Genomic DNA, 17,640 nt, shown 5'->3' on the forward strand with positions numbered 1-17,640 from the left:
GCTTAAGGCGACTGAGGGGCTGACTGCTCGGCAGGCGCTTCGGACTGGGGCATGATGGGAGCACCATCTTGCAGATTGATAACGCCAGAAACCACAATAGTTTCTCCAGCGCTGAGGCCGTCTAACACCTGATAGCTATTGCCTTGAATATCTCCCAGGGTGACAGGCTGCAGGCGGGCTACCTGCTGCGGCCCTTCAGCTTCAGCGGCAGGCTGCGGCTGCCCCTGTCCGGTAGGCTGCTCGGCGGGATCTGCAGTGGCGACCTGGTAAACAAAGGTTTGGCCGCCCAGACGCGCGATCGCACTGGTAGGGACTAAAATACCGGGGCGTCGATCCCAGATGATGCGGGCATTGACGCGCTGATCGTCTTGCAAACGGCCAGAGGTATTTTCAAAGCGGGCCTTGGCTAAGATGGTCTGTGAGTTGGCGTCTGCTTTGGGCGAAATAAAGGTGATGCTGCCGGTAGCCAGGGGTGCTTCGCCGTCGCCGCTCAGCAGTTCAACGGGCAAGCCCAGTTCTAGCTGATCGGCTTGGTCAATCGGAATGGAAAGCTCTAGCTCTAGGGTGCTGTTTTGCACAATGGTGGTTAGCACGGTGCCAGGACCCACATAGTCCCCTAGCTCTACGGGAATATCGGCCACAATGCCAGCAGTCGGGGCGCTGACCGTGCGATCTTGCAAATCTTCGCGGACGGCAGCGGCGTTCGCCTGAGTCTGTTGGTAAGCGGCCTCTGCCTGATCAAGGCTGGAACGCGCCGCCGCAATTTCTTGTTCAGCAGCGCGCAGGCTGGCGCGAGCGGCTTCGCGATCGCGGCTAGCAATGTCTAGATCCTGCTCTGACTGCGCCCCCCGTTCAACCAGATAGGCCGTGCGGCGATACTCTTCTTCCTGCAATTCAGCTTCGGCCTCGACTTCGGTGCGTCTGGCCAACAGCGAATTGAGCTGAGAGCGGCTGGTATCGCGGGCCGCGCGAGCGGCATTGGCATTGGCTAGCGCAGCGCTGAGTTCGGCCTGGGTGCGATCGGGGCTGAGCTGCAAAATGGGGGCACCTGCCGCCACGCGATCGCCCGCAGACACATAAATCTGGGTGATTCGGCCCGACACTTCTGGCTGTAGCGCCACCCCTGCCTGGGCGTCTAGACTGCCGATAAACTCTGAGCTATCCCGCAGGGTGCCCTGCTGCACTGCCTCTAACTTGACAGGCACCCCCTGGGGCATCTGTGCCCCAGCTGGCGGCCCCTTAGGCGAGAACACCCGCCAGAGCAGGAACCCACCGCCTAAAATCACCAAGGCCCCAGCCAATCCCCACAGCGCTTTTGAGGACCAGCGATTTGAGTCAGAAGAGGGGGGAAGCGCTTCTGAAGTGGCAACGGAATTGGGGGGCTGAAGCTTAGGAGATGCCATGAGCAACCAAATTGTGATGAAGACCTGAAACGCTGCTGTGCCGGAAATGAGCTAAAAATTAAATGAGCTAAAAATCAGTTAATAGCCGTATAGTATGGCACCTTATTAAGTTCTATGAAATAGGGTAGCAAGAATTATCAGCGGAGGAGCAGTTTTTGCCAACTTATTCAGCTATTGAGAAAATACCGGGAAGGTATTGAGCCGCTCAAGGCTCTAGCTCAGCCGCCTGAGGTAACTTTTGCGCTCCTCGCCGTAGCTTCTGCAACAGAGACTGCAGCAGCTTCATCTCAGCCGTTGTCAGTTCCGACAGCATTTGGGCAATCAGGGCAAAGTGACGCGGCAAAATCTGGTCGAGGCGCTGTTCGCCCGCGGTCGTCAGTGACACATACAGCCGCCGTCGATCTTCAGGGCAGGGGCAGCGCTGAATCCAGCCTTCTCGCTCTAGTCCATCTAGTAGTCCTGTCACCGTTCCCCGCGTGACGCCAGCCCGTTCTGCGCATTCTGAGGGCGTCAGCCATTCTTTCTCAGCGTGAACCAACAGCATCAGCAGGGTGAATTTGCCCATTGATAGGTCGTACTGATCAAAATGAACATCCAATACGCCATAGACATCAGTAGCCGTACGCAGAAAGGTAAGACAGGTTTCTACCGAGGTGATATTGAGTTCGGGGTAGCGCTGAGCCAGAGTCAGCAACGCTTCGTACTTAGGAAGGTCTTTTAGGGTTAACAAAGGTCTGCCGCAGTCAATGCAATCTGGAACACATCTACAGTTCGTCTAATTATAGAGCGGCAGACCTCTCTAGCCTGTCAGCTATCCCGGATACGCATTGCCGATTTGATCGACAAATACATTATTTGACAGGGGCAATCGACCCGGATTTTTGCGTGGCTCTGCTTTGTAACCAATGGGCAGCAGAACGGCGATCGCTAAATTGTCTCCAGCCCCAATAACTTCTTTAACCTGATCCTCTGCCCAGCCGTTCATGAAGCAGCTTGAAAGCCCCATTGCTTCTGCGGCTAGCGCCATATGGGTCGCCGCAATCATAGCGTCTTTGATGGCATATTCGCGGTTGCGATCGCCCAGATTTTCCTGAAACTCAGGAATCACGCTCTTAAACCGCTCCACCGCCTTGGGGGGCCAAGCGCCGCGATCTAGGGCTTCCTGATAGATTTTTTCCATCTGGGCCTCGTCTTTCCAGGCATAGGGAGCCGCCGCAAAAACGAAGGTGACGGGAGCCTGCACAATCTGCTCTTGCCCCCAAGCCGCTTCCGAGAGAGCTGCTTTTTGCTCGTCGCTTTGCACAAGTACGATGCGCCAGTCTTGCAGATTCCAGCTGCTGGGAGCGGCTACAGTAAGTTCTAACAATTTTTGCAGCATTTCCGGTGCGATCGGATCGGGCTTAAAGCTCTTGATCGATCGGCGCTGCAGAATTGCCTGAGCCGTATCTAGCAGAGGAGTTGCAGGTGCAAATGTCATGAAGTTCTGTCCTTGAGGGTTAGCAACCGTAACCTTATCTGGGGTTTACCAAATCACCTTTGAAATTAATGGAGCTTTTAGCGCAGCAGCATCCCTCTCAAGTCCGAGGTTGGTGATATTGCTAGATGGGGTGTGATGCCAAACGGGGCAAACGCCATCTTTTGCTTTAATAACACCACAAATCGTCTTGAACAGTTGCCACAACAAACAATTTTCTGAGTATTTTCAAACTTACAAATAATTTCAAAGAACGAGCCCAAAAACTCTGTAAAAAGCTAGTTAACGATCAAGATAAGCGGCGGCAAGCAACATCAAACTCAGCACCAGTGGTTTTCGTCCGTTCGCTGTCACGCAGTGTTGGGCGGCTAGCTATGGGCCTACTGTTTTGCTCTCAGACACAACTCGAAAGCAAGATCAGCGCGATAGAAACACACGTCAAAGTCTGCAAAGAAATTCATGTAACCCAAAATCAATGGGACTTCTCTCCAACCTCATAAGACAGAACGTTGACGCTTGCACCAGTGTCTAGCAAAGCCATTAGCTCCAGAGAGCGATCTCTGTAGCTCAGTGTTATTGCCAAATAAGGCATTACACTGAACAAGCATTGCCCTCTTGCCTTGCTGTCTCTAGAAGGTCTGAGGGAGTTTGAGCGGCTCCATAAGCATTATGAAGTGACCACACAACCGCTTCAGTAGCTTCTAACTGTTCTAGTAATAAATCTTCTTGAGTCTAAATCTCAGATGTTTGTAGTTCATAGCCTTCCTCTTTAGCGACTACAAGCAGAAGAAAATGAATCAGGCGTAACTTGTCTTGGTGTGACAACTGAGCAACATTAGGAAGCAGTTCATTTAAGGACATATCGCTACTCGCATGTGGAGATATGAACAATCAGTCAGGCTTGTCTTGAAAAGCTATTTGGAAGTACGCAACTTGTCTGCTTGAAGCACCAGTTTTTATCTAAATTCTAAAATCGATGCGGGTGTAGTAAGAATAAAGGCGATCGCCCATCTATAGTCATCTATGCTTGACGCCGCTCGCCTATATGCGTATCCTCAAACATTAAGCCGTTTCGACGGCGAGTTAACCGCAGAACTCGAAGACCTTCGGCGGTGCCTGCTAGTGTCGTAACCACTAACAGACACCTGACCCGCAACCTGATGCGTCCAGATTACGGGCTAGTGGTCAGTTTACCCTAGCCACCGGATTTGTATCTCGCGCGGTGTGCTGGGGTTTTCGTGTTCTGTTTTCCTCAACCACCTCCATCCTCTCTACTTAGAGCGGACATCGTGGCGGTGGGGTTCATTGCAAACCCAAAAACAGGAAACAGAACATCATGTTTCAAGAATCTCACTCGGACGCCGCAGCGTCCACAGTTTCGGCTACGCCCGCACCTCAACCCGCCCCCAAGCGTAAGCGAGTGCGCCATGTGCTCATCGGTGACGCCGAAGCCGTCAAGCTCGACATTCACCTGATGCACATCAAAGGCTATGCTGAAGCCACCGCCTGGAGCGAACCGCAGCGGACAAGCAACCCCAGCGAAGTCGTGTGCGTGCTAATCAAGACGCCTATAGCCGAATAGTGCCGCCAAATCCCAGGGATTTAGTCATTAGATGAGAGAATTTCATCCCAACGCTGAAATCTCTGGGATCTGCCCTCATCTGCTCCAGCTTTAACCCATGACTCTGCGCCCCTACTGCTATCAGTGCTACCTTGAGAAAATAGCCCGCTGCGATCGCCGCAGATTGTTATGTTTTTGAATCGTCGTGATTTGCTCAAGCTGAGCATTTTCCTGCCGCTGGCCGCACCCTCTTGGGCACGCACCGTGTCTGACTGGACGGGTCAGCTCAACCGCCTCTTTGATCGCGCCAAGAAGCAAGTCCTCAAAGCGCTGAATCTGGAAGAGCCGCTGCAGATCATGACCTACATGGGCTATGGCACCCCCCAGCAGCTCCACTTTATGGGCCGGGTGCTGCAAGATGAAAAAATCGATCACGGCACTAGCGCAGCGCCCATCTGGAAGAATCTGCTGAATATGTACCGTCGCTTTGAGAGTGACGAAATTCCGGGGGCAAAGCTGCGGCTCACGTTTGGCGATCGCACCCAAGAATTTGAAACCGATGCCGAAGGCTATTTTCACACCGTTGTCGAGCTGGCGCAGCCGCTAGAGCGCGATCGCCTCTGGTATACGGCGGAGCTAGAGCTATTAGAGCCAGAGCCGCCTAAACAAGAGCGCGTCACCGCGATCGCCCCGGCCCGCATCCCCGGCGCTACAGCCCAGTTTGGTCTGATCAGCGACGTGGACGACACGGTGGTCAATACGGGCGGCGACAACTTTTTTCGCATGGTGCAGATGGCCTACTTGGGCAACGCCTACACCCGCATCCCCTTACCCGGCATGGCCAGGCTGTATCAGGCCCTAGAGTCGGGCGATCGCGGCGAGCGGGGCAACCCCATTTTTTACGTCTCCAGCAGCCCCTGGAATATGTATGACGTGTTTGAGCGCTTCATTGCCATTCACGGCCTGCCCCCCGGCCCGGTTTTTCTGCACGACATTGAGCTGGCCCTCGATAACATACTGTCCTTCAGCCACGAAAAGCACAAACGCCAGCAAATCGAGCCAATTTTGCAGCTCTACAGTGACCTGCCATTTATCCTAGTAGGCGATAGCGGCCAGCAGGATGCCGAGATCTATGCGCGGCTGGTGCAAGACTATCCGGGGCGCATTCTCTGCATTTACATTCGGGAGGTCAATCCGGCTGATCAAAAGCGGCGACAGGTTTTAGAGGCGATTGCGGCTGAGGTGGCCCAGCAGGGCAGCGAACTCGTGCTTATGTCCTCTACGGCAGTAGCAGCGAACCATGCCGCCCAGCAGACCTGGATTTCTCAGGCGGCGCTGACGGCGCTGCAGGAAGAGACGGGCGATCGCCCTGATTCGATTAATTCAGCTTAGCCTTATGATAAAGTAAGCCACGATTTTTTCAGTATTTCCGATTTGCGGCTGTCACTTGATTCAATTCGTGACGTGCCTGAGCCTCAACTCGCTTCTAGACTCAACACATAGTGCAGTCAGTGTCATGGAAACTAGCAAGCTTCTAGTCATCAGTGACGGAGCGAATGAGCTGCAGGACTTGTTCGCCATTCTGCAAGCGTCAGCCTGGGACTGCTCAAGCATTACTTACGATGACAGCACTCTCCAGCAAGTCAGGACGCTACAGCCTGACCTACTGCTGCTGAGCATGGCCCAAACTGCCGTTGCTCAATTCTGCCATCATCTGCAGACCGCTGCCGCAGTCCGGGACATACCCGTTATTTTTGTCATTGATGTCGGCGAGCTGGCCCAGCGCAAAGACGGTTTAATTAGCGGCGCGGCAGATTATCTCATCAGACCCTTTCAGGCAGAAGAAATCGCCGCCAAAGTTGGCACGCAGCTAAAGCTACGGCACCTGAATCAACACTTCGAGCAGCAGAACACAGCGCTGCGAAAAGCTTTTGAGGCCCATCGGCAGGCAGAAAATGCCTTACAGCAGGGGCAGGCTGGCCCTGTCCCAAACAGGAGCGATTGCCGTCAGACCGAGCCCCAGATACAGCCGCAGTCGCTTTTTCCGCTGCTGAATGACGTAATTGCTGCTCGCATAGAGGCTACTAAGGCCAAAGACTTGCTCACCAGCGTCTTCGAGCGTATGCATGATGGCATCGTGGCCTTAGATACGGAGTGGCGCTATGTCTATGTCAACGACAATGCGGGCAAACTGCTGGGGCGTCCGGCAGCCGAGCTGATTGGCAAGCATATCTGGACAGAGTTTCCCGACGGCGTCGGACAGCCTTTCTATCAGGCGTATCACCGAGCGGTGGAACAGCAAACGACAGTCTATCTAGAAGAGTATTACGAACCCTGGGATCGCTGGTTTGAAAATCGAATTTACCCAGATGCTAATGGCTTGACTATTTACTTTACTGAAATCACCGATCGCAAACAGGCCGAAACAGAGCGGCTGCAGGCAGAGCAGGTTCGGCAAGAACTGACTCTGCTAGAGCAAATCTTAGATGTGATTTTAGCGGGCTATTGGGACTGGGATATTCCAGGCAATCAGGAGTATCTCAGTCCTGGATTCAAGCACATGTTTGGCTACGCCGATCACGAGCTGGCTAACACGCCTGACACCTGGCAGGCGCTGATTTTTCCAGAAGATTTGGCTAAAGTTCTAGTCTGTTTTGAACAGCACGTTCAGAGTCACGGCCAGATTCCCTACTACAACGAAGTGCGCTATCGCCACAAAGACGGCTCGACGGTATGGGTCATGTGTTCAGGCAAGGTGATTGAGTGGGACGAAGCGGGCAATCCGCTGCGCATGATTGGCTGTCACGTTGATATTAGCGATCGCAAGCGAGCCGAAACGGCTCTGCGTGAAAGTGAACGTCGCTATGCCGCTTTAGCAAAGTCAGCGCCAGTGGGCATCTTTCGCAACGATGTGAACGGCAGCCTGATCTATGCCAACGAGCGCTGGAGCGAAATTACGGGACTCACTTTAGCAGAAGGACTGGGGGATCGCTGGCTAACCTGCGTTCACCCGAACTGGCGCGATCGCCTTGTCAGTGAATGGGAAGCAATTATTGAGGAAGGCTCCCACCACTATGTAGAAAGCTGTCTGCAAATGCCGGATGGCAGCCTCAAATGGGTTTACTGTCAGGCCCAGCCGGAAAAAGATGCGTCCGGTCAGGTCGTCGGCTATGTGGGCAGCCTGACGGATGTGACGACCCTGGTGCAAACGCGCCAGCTTTTAGCCGAGCAGACAGCTCAGCTCAAGGCAACAGTTCAAGAACTAGAGTCGTTTTCCTATTCGGTGTCCCACGACCTGCGCGCCCCGCTGCGCCATATTCATGGCTTTGCCAATGCGCTGCGGCAGCAGCTAGAGCCCCATAGCGTTATTGCCAATCCTAAAGTCGCTCACTATCTCAAAGTCATTGATGAGAGCAGTCTCAAGCTGGGCCGCCTGATCGATGGCTTACTGACCTTGTCGCGCGTGGGCCGCCGACAGCTAACCTATGAGTTGGTCAACACCCGGCAGCTAGTGCAGCAGGCTATTGATCTGCTCAGCAGCGATCGCCCCGCTGCCGCCAGGGCCGAGTTTGTGCTAGGAGACTTACCTATCGTCAGAGGCGATGCCGTCTTGCTGCAGCAGGTTTTCAGCAATCTGATCAATAACGCCCTGAAGTTTAGCCGCTCTGTACCTGCGCCCCGAATCATTGTAGATAGCCTAGCCGACGATACTCTTTTCGTCCGCGATAATGGTGTTGGGTTTGAGATGGCTTATGCCGATCAGCTTTTTGGCCCATTTCAGCGCCTACATTCTCAGCGAGAATTTGAGGGCACTGGTATTGGCCTAGCGATCGTCCAGCGGATTATCCATCGCCACGGCGGCACTATCTGGGCTGAGAGTCAATCAGGGCAAGGCGCTACTTTCTATTTCACCTTACAGAGGCCAATTCCACCGCACTGAAGAATCTATTATGAAAGCGCTATCAGCTTTGTTAAGTCAGCCTCAATTGATTCGCAAAGCTCCGCTCCGCCTAATTTTAGTTGTGCCTTTTGTGCTGCAGTTGGGAGTTGCTGTCGGCCTGACCGGATGGCTATCGATTCGCAACGGCCAACAGGCTGTCAATGATGTGGCCGATCAGCTACGCGATGAGGTCACTTACCGCATTGATCACGAAGTCCGCGATATTTTGTCTACGGCTACAACCGTCAACCGTTTGACGGCCAAAGCGCTGCAGCGAGAGTCTTTCGATTTGCAAAATATTCGCTCTGTTGAAGCGCTGTTTTGGGACTATTTGCAGACATTTGACAATCTCAGAGGCATCGGCTTTGGTAGGCCCAATGGTTCTTTGATCGGTCTGTTTCGTCAGACCCATGACCAACAAGATACCTACTTTGTTGAATATGCGGGTGCCGGTACCGGCTATGACCTCGTGAGTCACCAGGTAGACGTGCAGCGTACTGTCTTAAATACGCAGATAGCTGCGCAAAACGTGGATGCTCGCGATCGCCCCTGGTATCAAACTGCGATCGCGGCGGCAAGTCCGGTCTGGACGCCTATCTATTCTTCTGTTAGCCGTTCAGCAGACCATACCCTAGCCATCAATGCCTCTCGTCCCATCTACGATCAAAATCAAAATTTGATCGGGGTTGCCAGCATAATTCTCAATCTTGACCAGGTTAGTCAGCTGCTCAATAGCTTAGATATCAGCGCGTCTGGGCAAACCTTTATCATTGAGCGCACCGGGGAAATGGTAGGCAGTTCCGATGGTCAAAACCCGTTCTCGCTGCAAAATGGGACCGTGGGCCGTTTGTTAGCGACAGCCAGCGCTACGCCTCTGATTCGAGCCGCCAGTACTTATCTCGGCCAGCAGTTTGATAGCTTACAGGCCATCCAACAGCCGCAGAAGCTGGAGTTTTGGCTTGATGGAGAGCGACATTTTCTGCAAGTTACCCCCCTTGCAGTTACCAACGGCATTGACTGGCTCATCGTGGTGGTAGTCCCTGAGGCCGACTTTATGGGACAGGTCAACGCCAACACCCGTCACACAATTGTGCTGTGTGCCTTGGCGCTGTCGATTGCGGTGCTGCTCAGCCTGCTGACTTCCCGCTGGATCACGACGCCCATTTCTAACCTGGTGCAGGCGGCTGAAGCGATCGCGGCAGGCCAGCTCAGCCAGTCGGTTCAGGTCAGAGGAATCTCCGACCTGGAAACCTTGGCGCGAGCCTTCAACCAGATGTCGGCGCAGTTACAGACCGCCTTTGAAAATTTAGAAGAGCGGGTCCACGAACGCACCGCCGAACTGCAGACGGCTAAGGAGGCCGCCGATCGCGCCAATCTCGCCAAAAGCGAGTTCCTAGCCAATATGAGCCATGAGCTACGAACGCCGCTCAATGCCATCCTGGGGTTTACCGAACTGCTCTCCCACAATCCAGCTTTGTTGACTGCCGCCGAAGAAGTTAGCGTCATCAGCCACAGCGCCAAACATCTGCTAGAGCTGATCAATGACGTGCTGGAAGTGTCAAAAATCGAGTCGGGCCACATCACTTTAAATCAAGGCCATTTTGACCTCTATGCCTTACTTAATGCCTTAGAAGATATTTTGCGGCTGCCAGCACAGGCTAAAGGGCTGCAGTTTATCTTTGTCTGCTCCACGGCTGTGCCTCAGTTCATCAAAACGGATGCCCAAAAGCTGCGTCAAATTTTGATGAATCTCATCAACAACGCTATCAAATTTACCGAGCAGGGAAGCGTGATCCTGCGGGTGAGCCAGCTAGAGCCGCCTCCATCCTCGCGTTCTCAGGCTTTACTCAACCTGCAGTTTGAGATAGAAGATACCGGCATTGGCATTGCTGAATCCGAGATAGGCCATCTCTTTCAGGCTTTTGTGCAAACCGAAAGTGGTCGTTTAGCAGAAGAAGGAACCGGCCTAGGACTAGCGATTAGCCGCCGGCTTGCCCGGCTGATGGGAGGAGATGTCATAGTGAGGAGCCGCCTCGGTCAAGGCTCCACTTTTCGCCTGACCATTGCGGTACAGCCCGGAAACGCGATGGCGGTGCCGACGGCTACTGCCGTGCGCCGCGTAATTGGCTTGGCAGCAGATCAGTCCCCCTGTCGCCTGCTTGTTGTTGACGACCGGGTCACCAACCGACAGCTTTTGACTCGCCTGTTGATTTCAGTCGGCTTTGAGGTGCGCGAAGCCGAGAACGGGCAAGAGGCGATCTATCAATGGCAAGCTTGGCAACCCCATTTGATCTGGATGGATATGCGAATGCCGGTAATGGACGGTTATGAAGCGACCCGGCAGATTCGGCAGCAGCAAGCAGCCTACCCCTCCAAGCCCATTATTATTGCCCTGACCGCCAGTGTCTTTCAGCAAGAGCGTACCGTTGTGCAGGCGGCTGGCTGTGACGATCTCATTTGTAAGCCCATCCAGATAAACGAAATTTTTGGCGCGATCGCCCAGCATTTAGGGGTGCAGTATGTCTATGAAACCAAAACTCTGCTTAGTTCAGCCGGCCAGCCTGTTGCTCCGATATCGCCTCAGATTCTCCGTCAAATGCCAAGATCCTGGATTCGACAAGTCTATGTTGCCGCCGAGCAGGCCAATCGTTCCCAGATGATGCAGTTAATTGAGCAAATTCCACCTGCTGCTGCCACCTTGAAAAAAGTCCTGCTCGACTGGGTTAGCGGCTTCTGTTGGGACAAAATTATTGATTTAATTGAGCAATTAGATGAATATTCCACTGAATCAAGCTGTTAAAGGCAGAATCTTAATTGTTGATGACATTCCAGAGAACCTCAGGGTTTTGGACCGAGTTTTGACCAAACACGGCTATGAAGTCCGGGGCGTCTTGAGCGGAGCGATGGCGCTGCGAGCGGCAGAATCAGCTCAGCCCGATGTCATTTTGCTGGATATTCGGATGCCAGATTTAGACGGCTATCAGGTTTGTCAGGCCCTCAAATCAAGGCAGCAGACTCGCAAGATCCCCGTTATTTTTCTTAGCGCCCTGGACGATACCTTAGACAAGGTGAAAGCGTTTGCCGCAGGCGGGGTTGACTACATCACCAAGCCCTTCCAGACCGAAGAAGTGCTAGCTCGTATTCAAAATCAGCTCATCATTCAGGCGGCCCAGGCCGAGATTTGTCAGCTCAATGCTGAGCTAGAAGCCAGAGTTTTGCAGCGGACAGAGCAGCTTTCTGCCTCTAACCGGCAGCTACAGGCGGAGATAAACCAGCGACGGAAGACCGAACAAGCCCTACGCCAAAGTGAAGAACGCTTCCGCCGCGCTGTCCTATATGCCCCCTTTCCAATTATCATTCATGCCGAAGACGGGGAGATTCTAGAGATTAATCAAACCTGGACAGAGCTGACCGGCTACAGTCCGCAGGAGATACCGACTATCAGCGCCTGGATTGAAAGGGCTTATAGGGGTGACGAAGCCGCTGTCAGAGCGCATATCAACCGCCTGTATCACCAGCGCGGCACAGCCGATGAAGGCGAGTTTACGCTGACCACTCGCACGGGAGAACAGCGTATCTGGTACTTCAGCTCCGCCAATCTAGGACAGCTCCCCGATGGGCGGTATAGCGTCATTTCGATGGCCGTTGACGTGACTGAGCAAAAGCTGGCTGAGCAAGACCGCGATCGCTTAATTACGATTCTAGAAGCCTCCACAGACTACATCGGCATTGCCAATCCTCAAGGGCAAGCACTTTGGAGTAATACTCAGGCTAAACATTTGCTCGGTCTAGCTGCGGATGCCGATGTTTCCCAGAAAAAAATCCCTGACTACCATCCTCAATGGGCTTTAGACATTGTTGAACGACAAGGCATCCCAACTGCCAGCCATCATGGCATCTGGGTTGGGGAGACAGCCGTGCGGCAAGCAGACGGCAATGAACTGCCGGTTTCTCAAATGATTATTGCCCACAAGTCTGAAACGGGCGACATTGAGTACTTTTCCACCATCATGCGCGATATTAGCAGTCTCAAACTGGCCGAAGCTGAGATTCGCCAGCTCAACGCAGATCTAGAAGCACGCGTCAGCCAGCGCACAGTCCAGCTAGAAGCCGCTAATCAGGAGCTAAAGTCCTTTTCCTACTCTGTTTCTCACGATTTACGCGCCCCGCTGCGGCACATCCAAGGGTTTGTGACGGCCCTCCGCCGACAGCTAGAACAGGGAGACTCTTTAGCAGATTCAAAGTCAGCCCACTACCTGCAGGTGATTGAAGCCAGCAGCTCCAGAATGGAACAGCTCATCGAAGGGCTGCTAAAGCTTTCCCGGATTGGCCGCCAAGAACTTGTCCTCAACACCGTTGAACTACAGCCGCTGGTGCAAAGCGTAATTGATGTCGTACTGGCAGAGTTTGAGGCGTCAACCATTGATCTGCAAATTGGCAATCTCCCTGCCATTATGGGCGATACGGCCCTGCTGCAGCAGGTGTTTACCAACCTGCTCAGCAATGCAATCAAGTTTAGTCGCGATCGCCGACCGGCCAAAATTGAAGTTGGCAGTTTGCCGGACAGCACCATTTTTGTGCGAGACAATGGGGTTGGCTTTTCGATGGACTATGCCGACCAGCTCTTTGGCGCTTTTCAGCGACTGCATTCACGGCAGCAGTTTGAGGGCACCGGCATCGGCCTATCCATTGTGCAGCGCATTATTCATCGTCATGGCGGCAGCGTTTGGGCCACCAGCCAGCCAGATGAAGGGGCCACTTTTTACTTTAAATTAATCGAACCTTATCAGTTGCAGCTATAAAACAAAACATTTTTTGAGCCTTATTCTATTAACTTGGTCTATAGCTTTCTATTTTTGATCTGGGAATTTTGCTTCGCCAATTTGGCGATGCCATAATACTGAGAGTTAAGGAGTCGATAAATGTGAATGCCGAGCCTACAAAAATTTTACTGGTTGAAGATGATCCCAATGATGTTGAACTGATTCAGCTCGCTCTAAATGAATATAACTTTGTCAATCAAATAGAAGTGGTTGAGGACGGAGAACAAGCGCTGCAGTATTTGCTAGCTGAAACAGCAGGCGTTCCGCTCAATCCCTTACCTCGTTTAGTCTTATTAGACTTAAAATTGCCCAAAATAAACGGTATTCAGGTTTTAGAAGCCATTCGCAATCATGCTCGTACCCGGCACTTAGTCGTCGTTGTCATGACCTCATCGGCAGAAGATCAAGATCTAACGGCTTGTTATCAGCTAGGCGTCAATAGCTATATCGTTAAACCGTTAGACTTTAATCAGTTTGTCAATATTGCCCGCCAGGTTGGATTTTACTGGATGATGTTAAATCAGATACCCAATTGGGAGCAATAAAGTTAAATCGATAATAGAAAAAATTAGCTTCTTAAAATTTTACGTGACTACCTTAGCCCAACTTATAAGATTGCTATAGATAAAAATGTTTTAACAAAAAATAGTGAGTGATGTCGCAGTGATTGGTAGTGTCATTACGATGAAAGTCACATAAAAGTACATCTTTCAGGACTTGACTATCGGTAGTTATAATGCACTCACTCAAAATTTTAATTGTAGAGGATGTACCCGAAGATGTAGAACTTATTGTTCTGACCTTAGAAGCGGCTCAGGTTTCTTTTGAGTACGACATTGCCATCACAGCAGAGATTTGTCATCAACTTCTGACGACCCAAGGTTATGACGTTGTTCTATCAGATTATCGCCTGCCTAGCTTTAATGGTCTACAAGCCTTTGAACTATTGCAGCAAGCAGATCAAAATATTCCTTTTATCCTGATTACGGGGAGTTTAGGCGAAGAATCGGCTGTTGAATGCATTAGGGGCGGCATGACCGATTATGTCCTCAAAGATCGGTTATTTCGTTTGCCCACCGTCCTCCAGCGGGCGCTGCGAGAATTTGAGCTACGGCGGCAGAAGCAAGCGGCGATCGCACAGCTGCAGCAGCAAGCCTGGCGAGATGCCGTGATGAACCGCATCATTCAAGCCATGCGGCAAACTCTAGTGTTAGATGAGGTGCTGCAAACAACGGTGGATCAGCTGCGCGATGCTATTGAAGTGGCGCAGTGTTTCATCGCTCAGCCAGATAGCGATGGCCAGATGAGGATGACTCACTTGGATCGATTCAATCCTGCCCACCAAGAGAGCATAGGCCTTACTTTTACTTGTCAAGATTATGATGATAATCAAGCCAAGCTGCTACGGGGAGAACTGGTTATCATTGCCAAAGATTCTCAACAAGTCAGTATCCAAAAACAAAACTTGTCTGATCCTGAGCAACACTGCTCTTTAGTTTTAGCGCCGCTGCTTTATCAGCAGTCTTATCGCGGCTGCGTTGGTCTTCGTCAGTGCGATCGCGATCGCCAATGGAATGCCTGCGAGCTGACTTTAATTGAGTCCATTGCCCATCAGTGCGCGATCGCAATTCATCAAACGGAACTTTACCATCAGGCCCAGGTAGAGCTAGGGGAACGACAGAAGATTGAGGAAAAGCTGCGGCACGATGCTTTTTACGATACGCTGACAGACTTGCCGAACCGAACCCTATTTATTGAAAGGCTACAGCACGCTTTACAGCTCTATCAGCGGCGAGCAAAGCGGGAGTCTAGCAGCGACTCCTATCACTTTGCTGTTCTATTTCTAGACCTAGATCGCTTCAAAGTTGTCAACGACAGTCTAGGACATATTATTGGTGATCAGCTATTAGAAAGGGTGGCCCAAAGATTCAGTTCCTCTCTCAGGATAGGCGACACGGTAGCCCGGCTGAGCGGAGATGAATTTGCCATTCTATTAGAAGATATTGCCGAAGTTAACGATGCGTTTGAAGTTGTCTACCGCATTCGGCAAGAACTCAGTTCTCCTTTTTTGCTCGATAATCACGAAGTTTTCATTAGCGTTAGCATCGGCATTGCCTTCAGCGCTGAGCACTACAGTGAACCGATTCAGCTCCTGCGCGATGCTGATACGGCCATGTACCAGGCTAAGGCTAGAGGGCGTAATAGCTATGAGGTTTTCAATGCTTCTATGCACGCCTATGCCTTAAAGCAGCTCCAGCTAGAAACTGATTTACGCCACGCTATTGAGCGCCAGGAACTAACTGTTTACTACCAGCCCATTGTTGCGCTGCAGACTAATCAAATATGCGGCTTTGAAGCGCTAGTGCGCTGGCAGCATCCGGAGCAGGGATTCATCGCCCCGACTGAGTTTATTGCGATCGCCGAAGATACGGGACTGATTGCTCTAATTGACCTGTGGGTACTGCAACAGGCTTGCAGTCAGCTCTATCATTGGCGGACAAAATTTCCGGCGCTCAGCCATTTGACAATGAACGTCAATCTTTCGGGCAAGCAGTTTTCTCGCCCCGATCTGATTGCCCAAATCGATCAGGTTTTGACCGAAACTCGGCTAGACAGCAGCTACTTAAAGTTAGAAATTACCGAAAGCGTGCTAATTGAAAACGCCAACTCTGCCCTCAATATTTTCGAGCAGTTGAAAACTAAAGGCACACAAATCTGTCTCGACGATTTTGGGACTGGCTATTCGTCTCTTAGCTATCTGCGGCGATTTCCCATTCATACGTTAAAAATCGATCGCTCTTTTGTTGCCCGGCTGAATACTAACCTAGAAGATAGCGAAATTGTCAAAGCTATTACTAATTTGGGACTGATCTTGGGCCTGCGGGTTGTGGCGGAAGGGGTCGAAACCTTAGAGCAACTCTCTTTTTTGAAAACAACAGGCTGCCATGAAGCGCAGGGCTACTATTTTTCTCGGCCTGTTGATAGCCAAGCTGCCGAGCGTTTTCTTGCGACTGCTACCCTGTCAGGGGCGGAGCCAGAGCTGAAAAAGGAAGCAGAACAACATTAGGTACCCGCCGAAGAATCGCCTCGCAGGCGCTGAAGGGATATCTGGATACCCAAGGCAAACAGACCCAAGGCCGCTACGCCAAAGACGCCTGCCCCTAGCGCTACGATGCCCATAACTAGAGTGCGCACCGCTGCCGAAATATTGACTGCCGTGACGTTGCTAGAGGCAATGGGTTTGTTGGCAAAGGTGAGGGCGATCGCGCTAAACAACCGATAGAGCAAGAAGCCAAGTCCGCCGGCTACCACAGAGCCGAGAAAGCAGCGCAGCGGCTTAACAGTCGTCATCGCGCTGTTAGCAGGTGAGTCTGAGGCCGGTTCGGTCATCGCCCTATTCCATACATTTGCCTCATTATCTTAGCCCGCGCTTTGACATCGCTCCTCACTCTAAGGTTCTAGCTGAATGCTAGAAGGCGTAAACTGGGTCGGCCAGATGCCCAAATCTGGATCTGGAATAGCCTGCCGCAGCTCGGTGGCAAAGGCTTCAGCCGCCGCCGCTGTTTCTAGCAGGGTAAAAACGGTCGGCCCCGAACCGGACATCAGCGTTCCCAGTCCTCCCAGTCCGGCCATCGTCTCTTTGAGCTGCGCAACTTGCGGGTAGGCTGGCAGCACAATGCGCTCAAAGTCATTGCACAGTTCCTGGCCAATGGTGGCCGAGTCGCGCTGGCTGATCGCCGCTACCATGGCGCTGGAGTGGATCCGCTGCTGGCGTTCCTGACGCTTTTGCGGGTCATTGAGATAGCGATCGCCAAACTGCTGACGATAGGTTTTATAGGCCCAGGGGGTGGAAACGGCTAGGTTTTGATATTTGGCTAAGACCACATGGAGCTGATCGGAGCCGGTCAGCGCGTCTAGCTCCTCACCGCGTCCAGTGGCGATCGCGGTGCCGCCCATAATGCAAAAGGGAACATCAGACCCCAGTTTGGCACCCAAGTCCTGTAGTTCTAGCTGCGTCAGTCCGAGCTGCCACAGCAGATCGAGGCCCACCAGCACCGCAGCGGCGTTGCTAGATCCCCCCGCGAGCCCCGCCCCCACCGGAATATTTTTTTCAATCACAATCTCGACGCCGCCCAGCTTGGCAATCTGACTGGGGAACGACTCGGCCAGCAGCGCCGCCGCCTGGTAGGCCAGATTGGTTTCATCTGTGGGCACCAGCGGGTGACTGCACTGCAGACGAATTTCATCGACGCCAATGGTGCGTACCGTAATGCGATCGCTAAGGGCAACGCTTTGCATAATCATCACCAGCTCATGAAACCCATCCGGGCGATCGCCAATGATTTCTAGGTACAAATTGATTTTTGCTGCCGCCCGTAAAGAATAAAGACGCATCTGAAATTATCTTTGACTCATTAGAAGTTACGCAGTTCAGAATT

Annotated in this window: 12 protein-coding genes and 2 pseudogenes; 7 read left to right on the plus strand and 7 right to left on the minus strand. The window is 52.2% G+C overall.

Translation table 11 applies throughout. From position 1 onward, the window contains the following. Positions 1-2: 2 nt before the first annotated feature. The 5 genes and pseudogenes from QJQ48_RS18310 to QJQ48_RS18330 form a co-directional block, all read right to left on the minus strand. A complete protein-coding gene (locus QJQ48_RS18310; RefSeq protein ID WP_346292693.1) occupies positions 3-1,403 on the minus strand; it encodes an efflux RND transporter periplasmic adaptor subunit in 1,401 nt (466 codons plus the stop codon). 205 nt (positions 1,404-1,608) lie between these two features. After that, the gene (locus tag QJQ48_RS18315; protein WP_346292694.1) at positions 1,609-2,133 is read right to left on the minus strand and encodes a MarR family transcriptional regulator; all 525 of its coding nucleotides are present in this window, start codon (positions 2,131-2,133) and stop codon (positions 1,609-1,611) included. A gap of 81 nt (positions 2,134-2,214) precedes the next feature. Further along, complete coding sequence (locus QJQ48_RS18320) at positions 2,215-2,880, minus strand: nitroreductase family protein (RefSeq protein ID WP_346292695.1); 666 nt, start codon at positions 2,878-2,880, stop codon at positions 2,215-2,217. 377 nt (positions 2,881-3,257) lie between these two features. After that, a pseudogene (locus tag QJQ48_RS18325) lies at positions 3,258-3,481 on the minus strand (hypothetical protein). Beyond that, positions 3,469-3,738, minus strand: a pseudogene (locus QJQ48_RS18330) (hypothetical protein). Before QJQ48_RS18330 ends, QJQ48_RS18325 begins: the two co-directional pseudogenes overlap by 13 nt. A 475-nt stretch (positions 3,739-4,213) precedes the next feature. Here QJQ48_RS18330 and QJQ48_RS18335 point away from each other — a divergent pair. The 7 genes from QJQ48_RS18335 to QJQ48_RS18365 all read left to right on the plus strand — a co-directional run bounded on the left by QJQ48_RS18335 (position 4,214) and on the right by QJQ48_RS18365 (position 16,268). Further along, positions 4,214-4,459 (plus strand): hypothetical protein, encoded by a 246-nt coding sequence (locus tag QJQ48_RS18335; protein WP_346292696.1) that lies wholly within the window; start codon positions 4,214-4,216, stop codon positions 4,457-4,459. 168 nt (positions 4,460-4,627) lie between these two features. Then, positions 4,628-5,830: an App1 family protein phosphatidate phosphatase gene (locus QJQ48_RS18340; protein WP_346292697.1), complete on the plus strand. Its 1,203-nt coding sequence runs from the start codon at positions 4,628-4,630 to the stop codon at positions 5,828-5,830. A 124-nt stretch (positions 5,831-5,954) separates the two neighbouring features. After that, positions 5,955-8,378, plus strand: coding sequence for a PAS domain S-box protein (locus QJQ48_RS18345; RefSeq protein WP_346292698.1), 2,424 nt, complete (start codon positions 5,955-5,957; stop codon positions 8,376-8,378). A 10-nt stretch (positions 8,379-8,388) separates the two neighbouring features. Then, the gene (locus QJQ48_RS18350) at positions 8,389-11,178 is read left to right on the plus strand and encodes a hybrid sensor histidine kinase/response regulator (RefSeq protein ID WP_346292699.1); all 2,790 of its coding nucleotides are present in this window, start codon (positions 8,389-8,391) and stop codon (positions 11,176-11,178) included. Beyond that, a complete protein-coding gene (locus QJQ48_RS18355) occupies positions 11,150-13,180 on the plus strand; it encodes a response regulator (protein WP_346292700.1) in 2,031 nt (676 codons plus the stop codon). Before QJQ48_RS18350 ends, QJQ48_RS18355 begins: the two co-directional genes overlap by 29 nt. Before the next feature lie 122 nt (positions 13,181-13,302). After that, positions 13,303-13,746: a response regulator gene (locus QJQ48_RS18360; RefSeq protein WP_346292701.1), complete on the plus strand. Its 444-nt coding sequence runs from the start codon at positions 13,303-13,305 to the stop codon at positions 13,744-13,746. A gap of 191 nt (positions 13,747-13,937) precedes the next feature. Next, positions 13,938-16,268, plus strand: a complete 2,331-nt coding sequence (locus QJQ48_RS18365) for an EAL domain-containing response regulator (protein WP_346292702.1) — start codon at positions 13,938-13,940, stop codon at positions 16,266-16,268. Here QJQ48_RS18365 and QJQ48_RS18370 read toward each other — a convergent pair. Then, a complete protein-coding gene (locus QJQ48_RS18370; RefSeq protein ID WP_346292703.1) occupies positions 16,265-16,591 on the minus strand; it encodes a DUF3082 domain-containing protein in 327 nt (108 codons plus the stop codon). The two genes, QJQ48_RS18365 and QJQ48_RS18370, sit on opposite strands and share 4 nt — an antisense overlap. Before the next feature lie 60 nt (positions 16,592-16,651). Continuing rightward, positions 16,652-17,596, minus strand: coding sequence for a 4-(cytidine 5'-diphospho)-2-C-methyl-D-erythritol kinase (ispE, locus tag QJQ48_RS18375; RefSeq protein WP_346292704.1), 945 nt, complete (start codon positions 17,594-17,596; stop codon positions 16,652-16,654). Between the last annotated feature and the right edge of the window lie 44 nt (positions 17,597-17,640).

Origin of the sequence: Sphaerothrix gracilis Ecp01 (genome assembly GCF_030405905.1) — a bacterium.
GTDB lineage: Bacteria > Cyanobacteriota > Cyanobacteriia > Phormidesmidales > Phormidesmidaceae > Sphaerothrix > Sphaerothrix gracilis.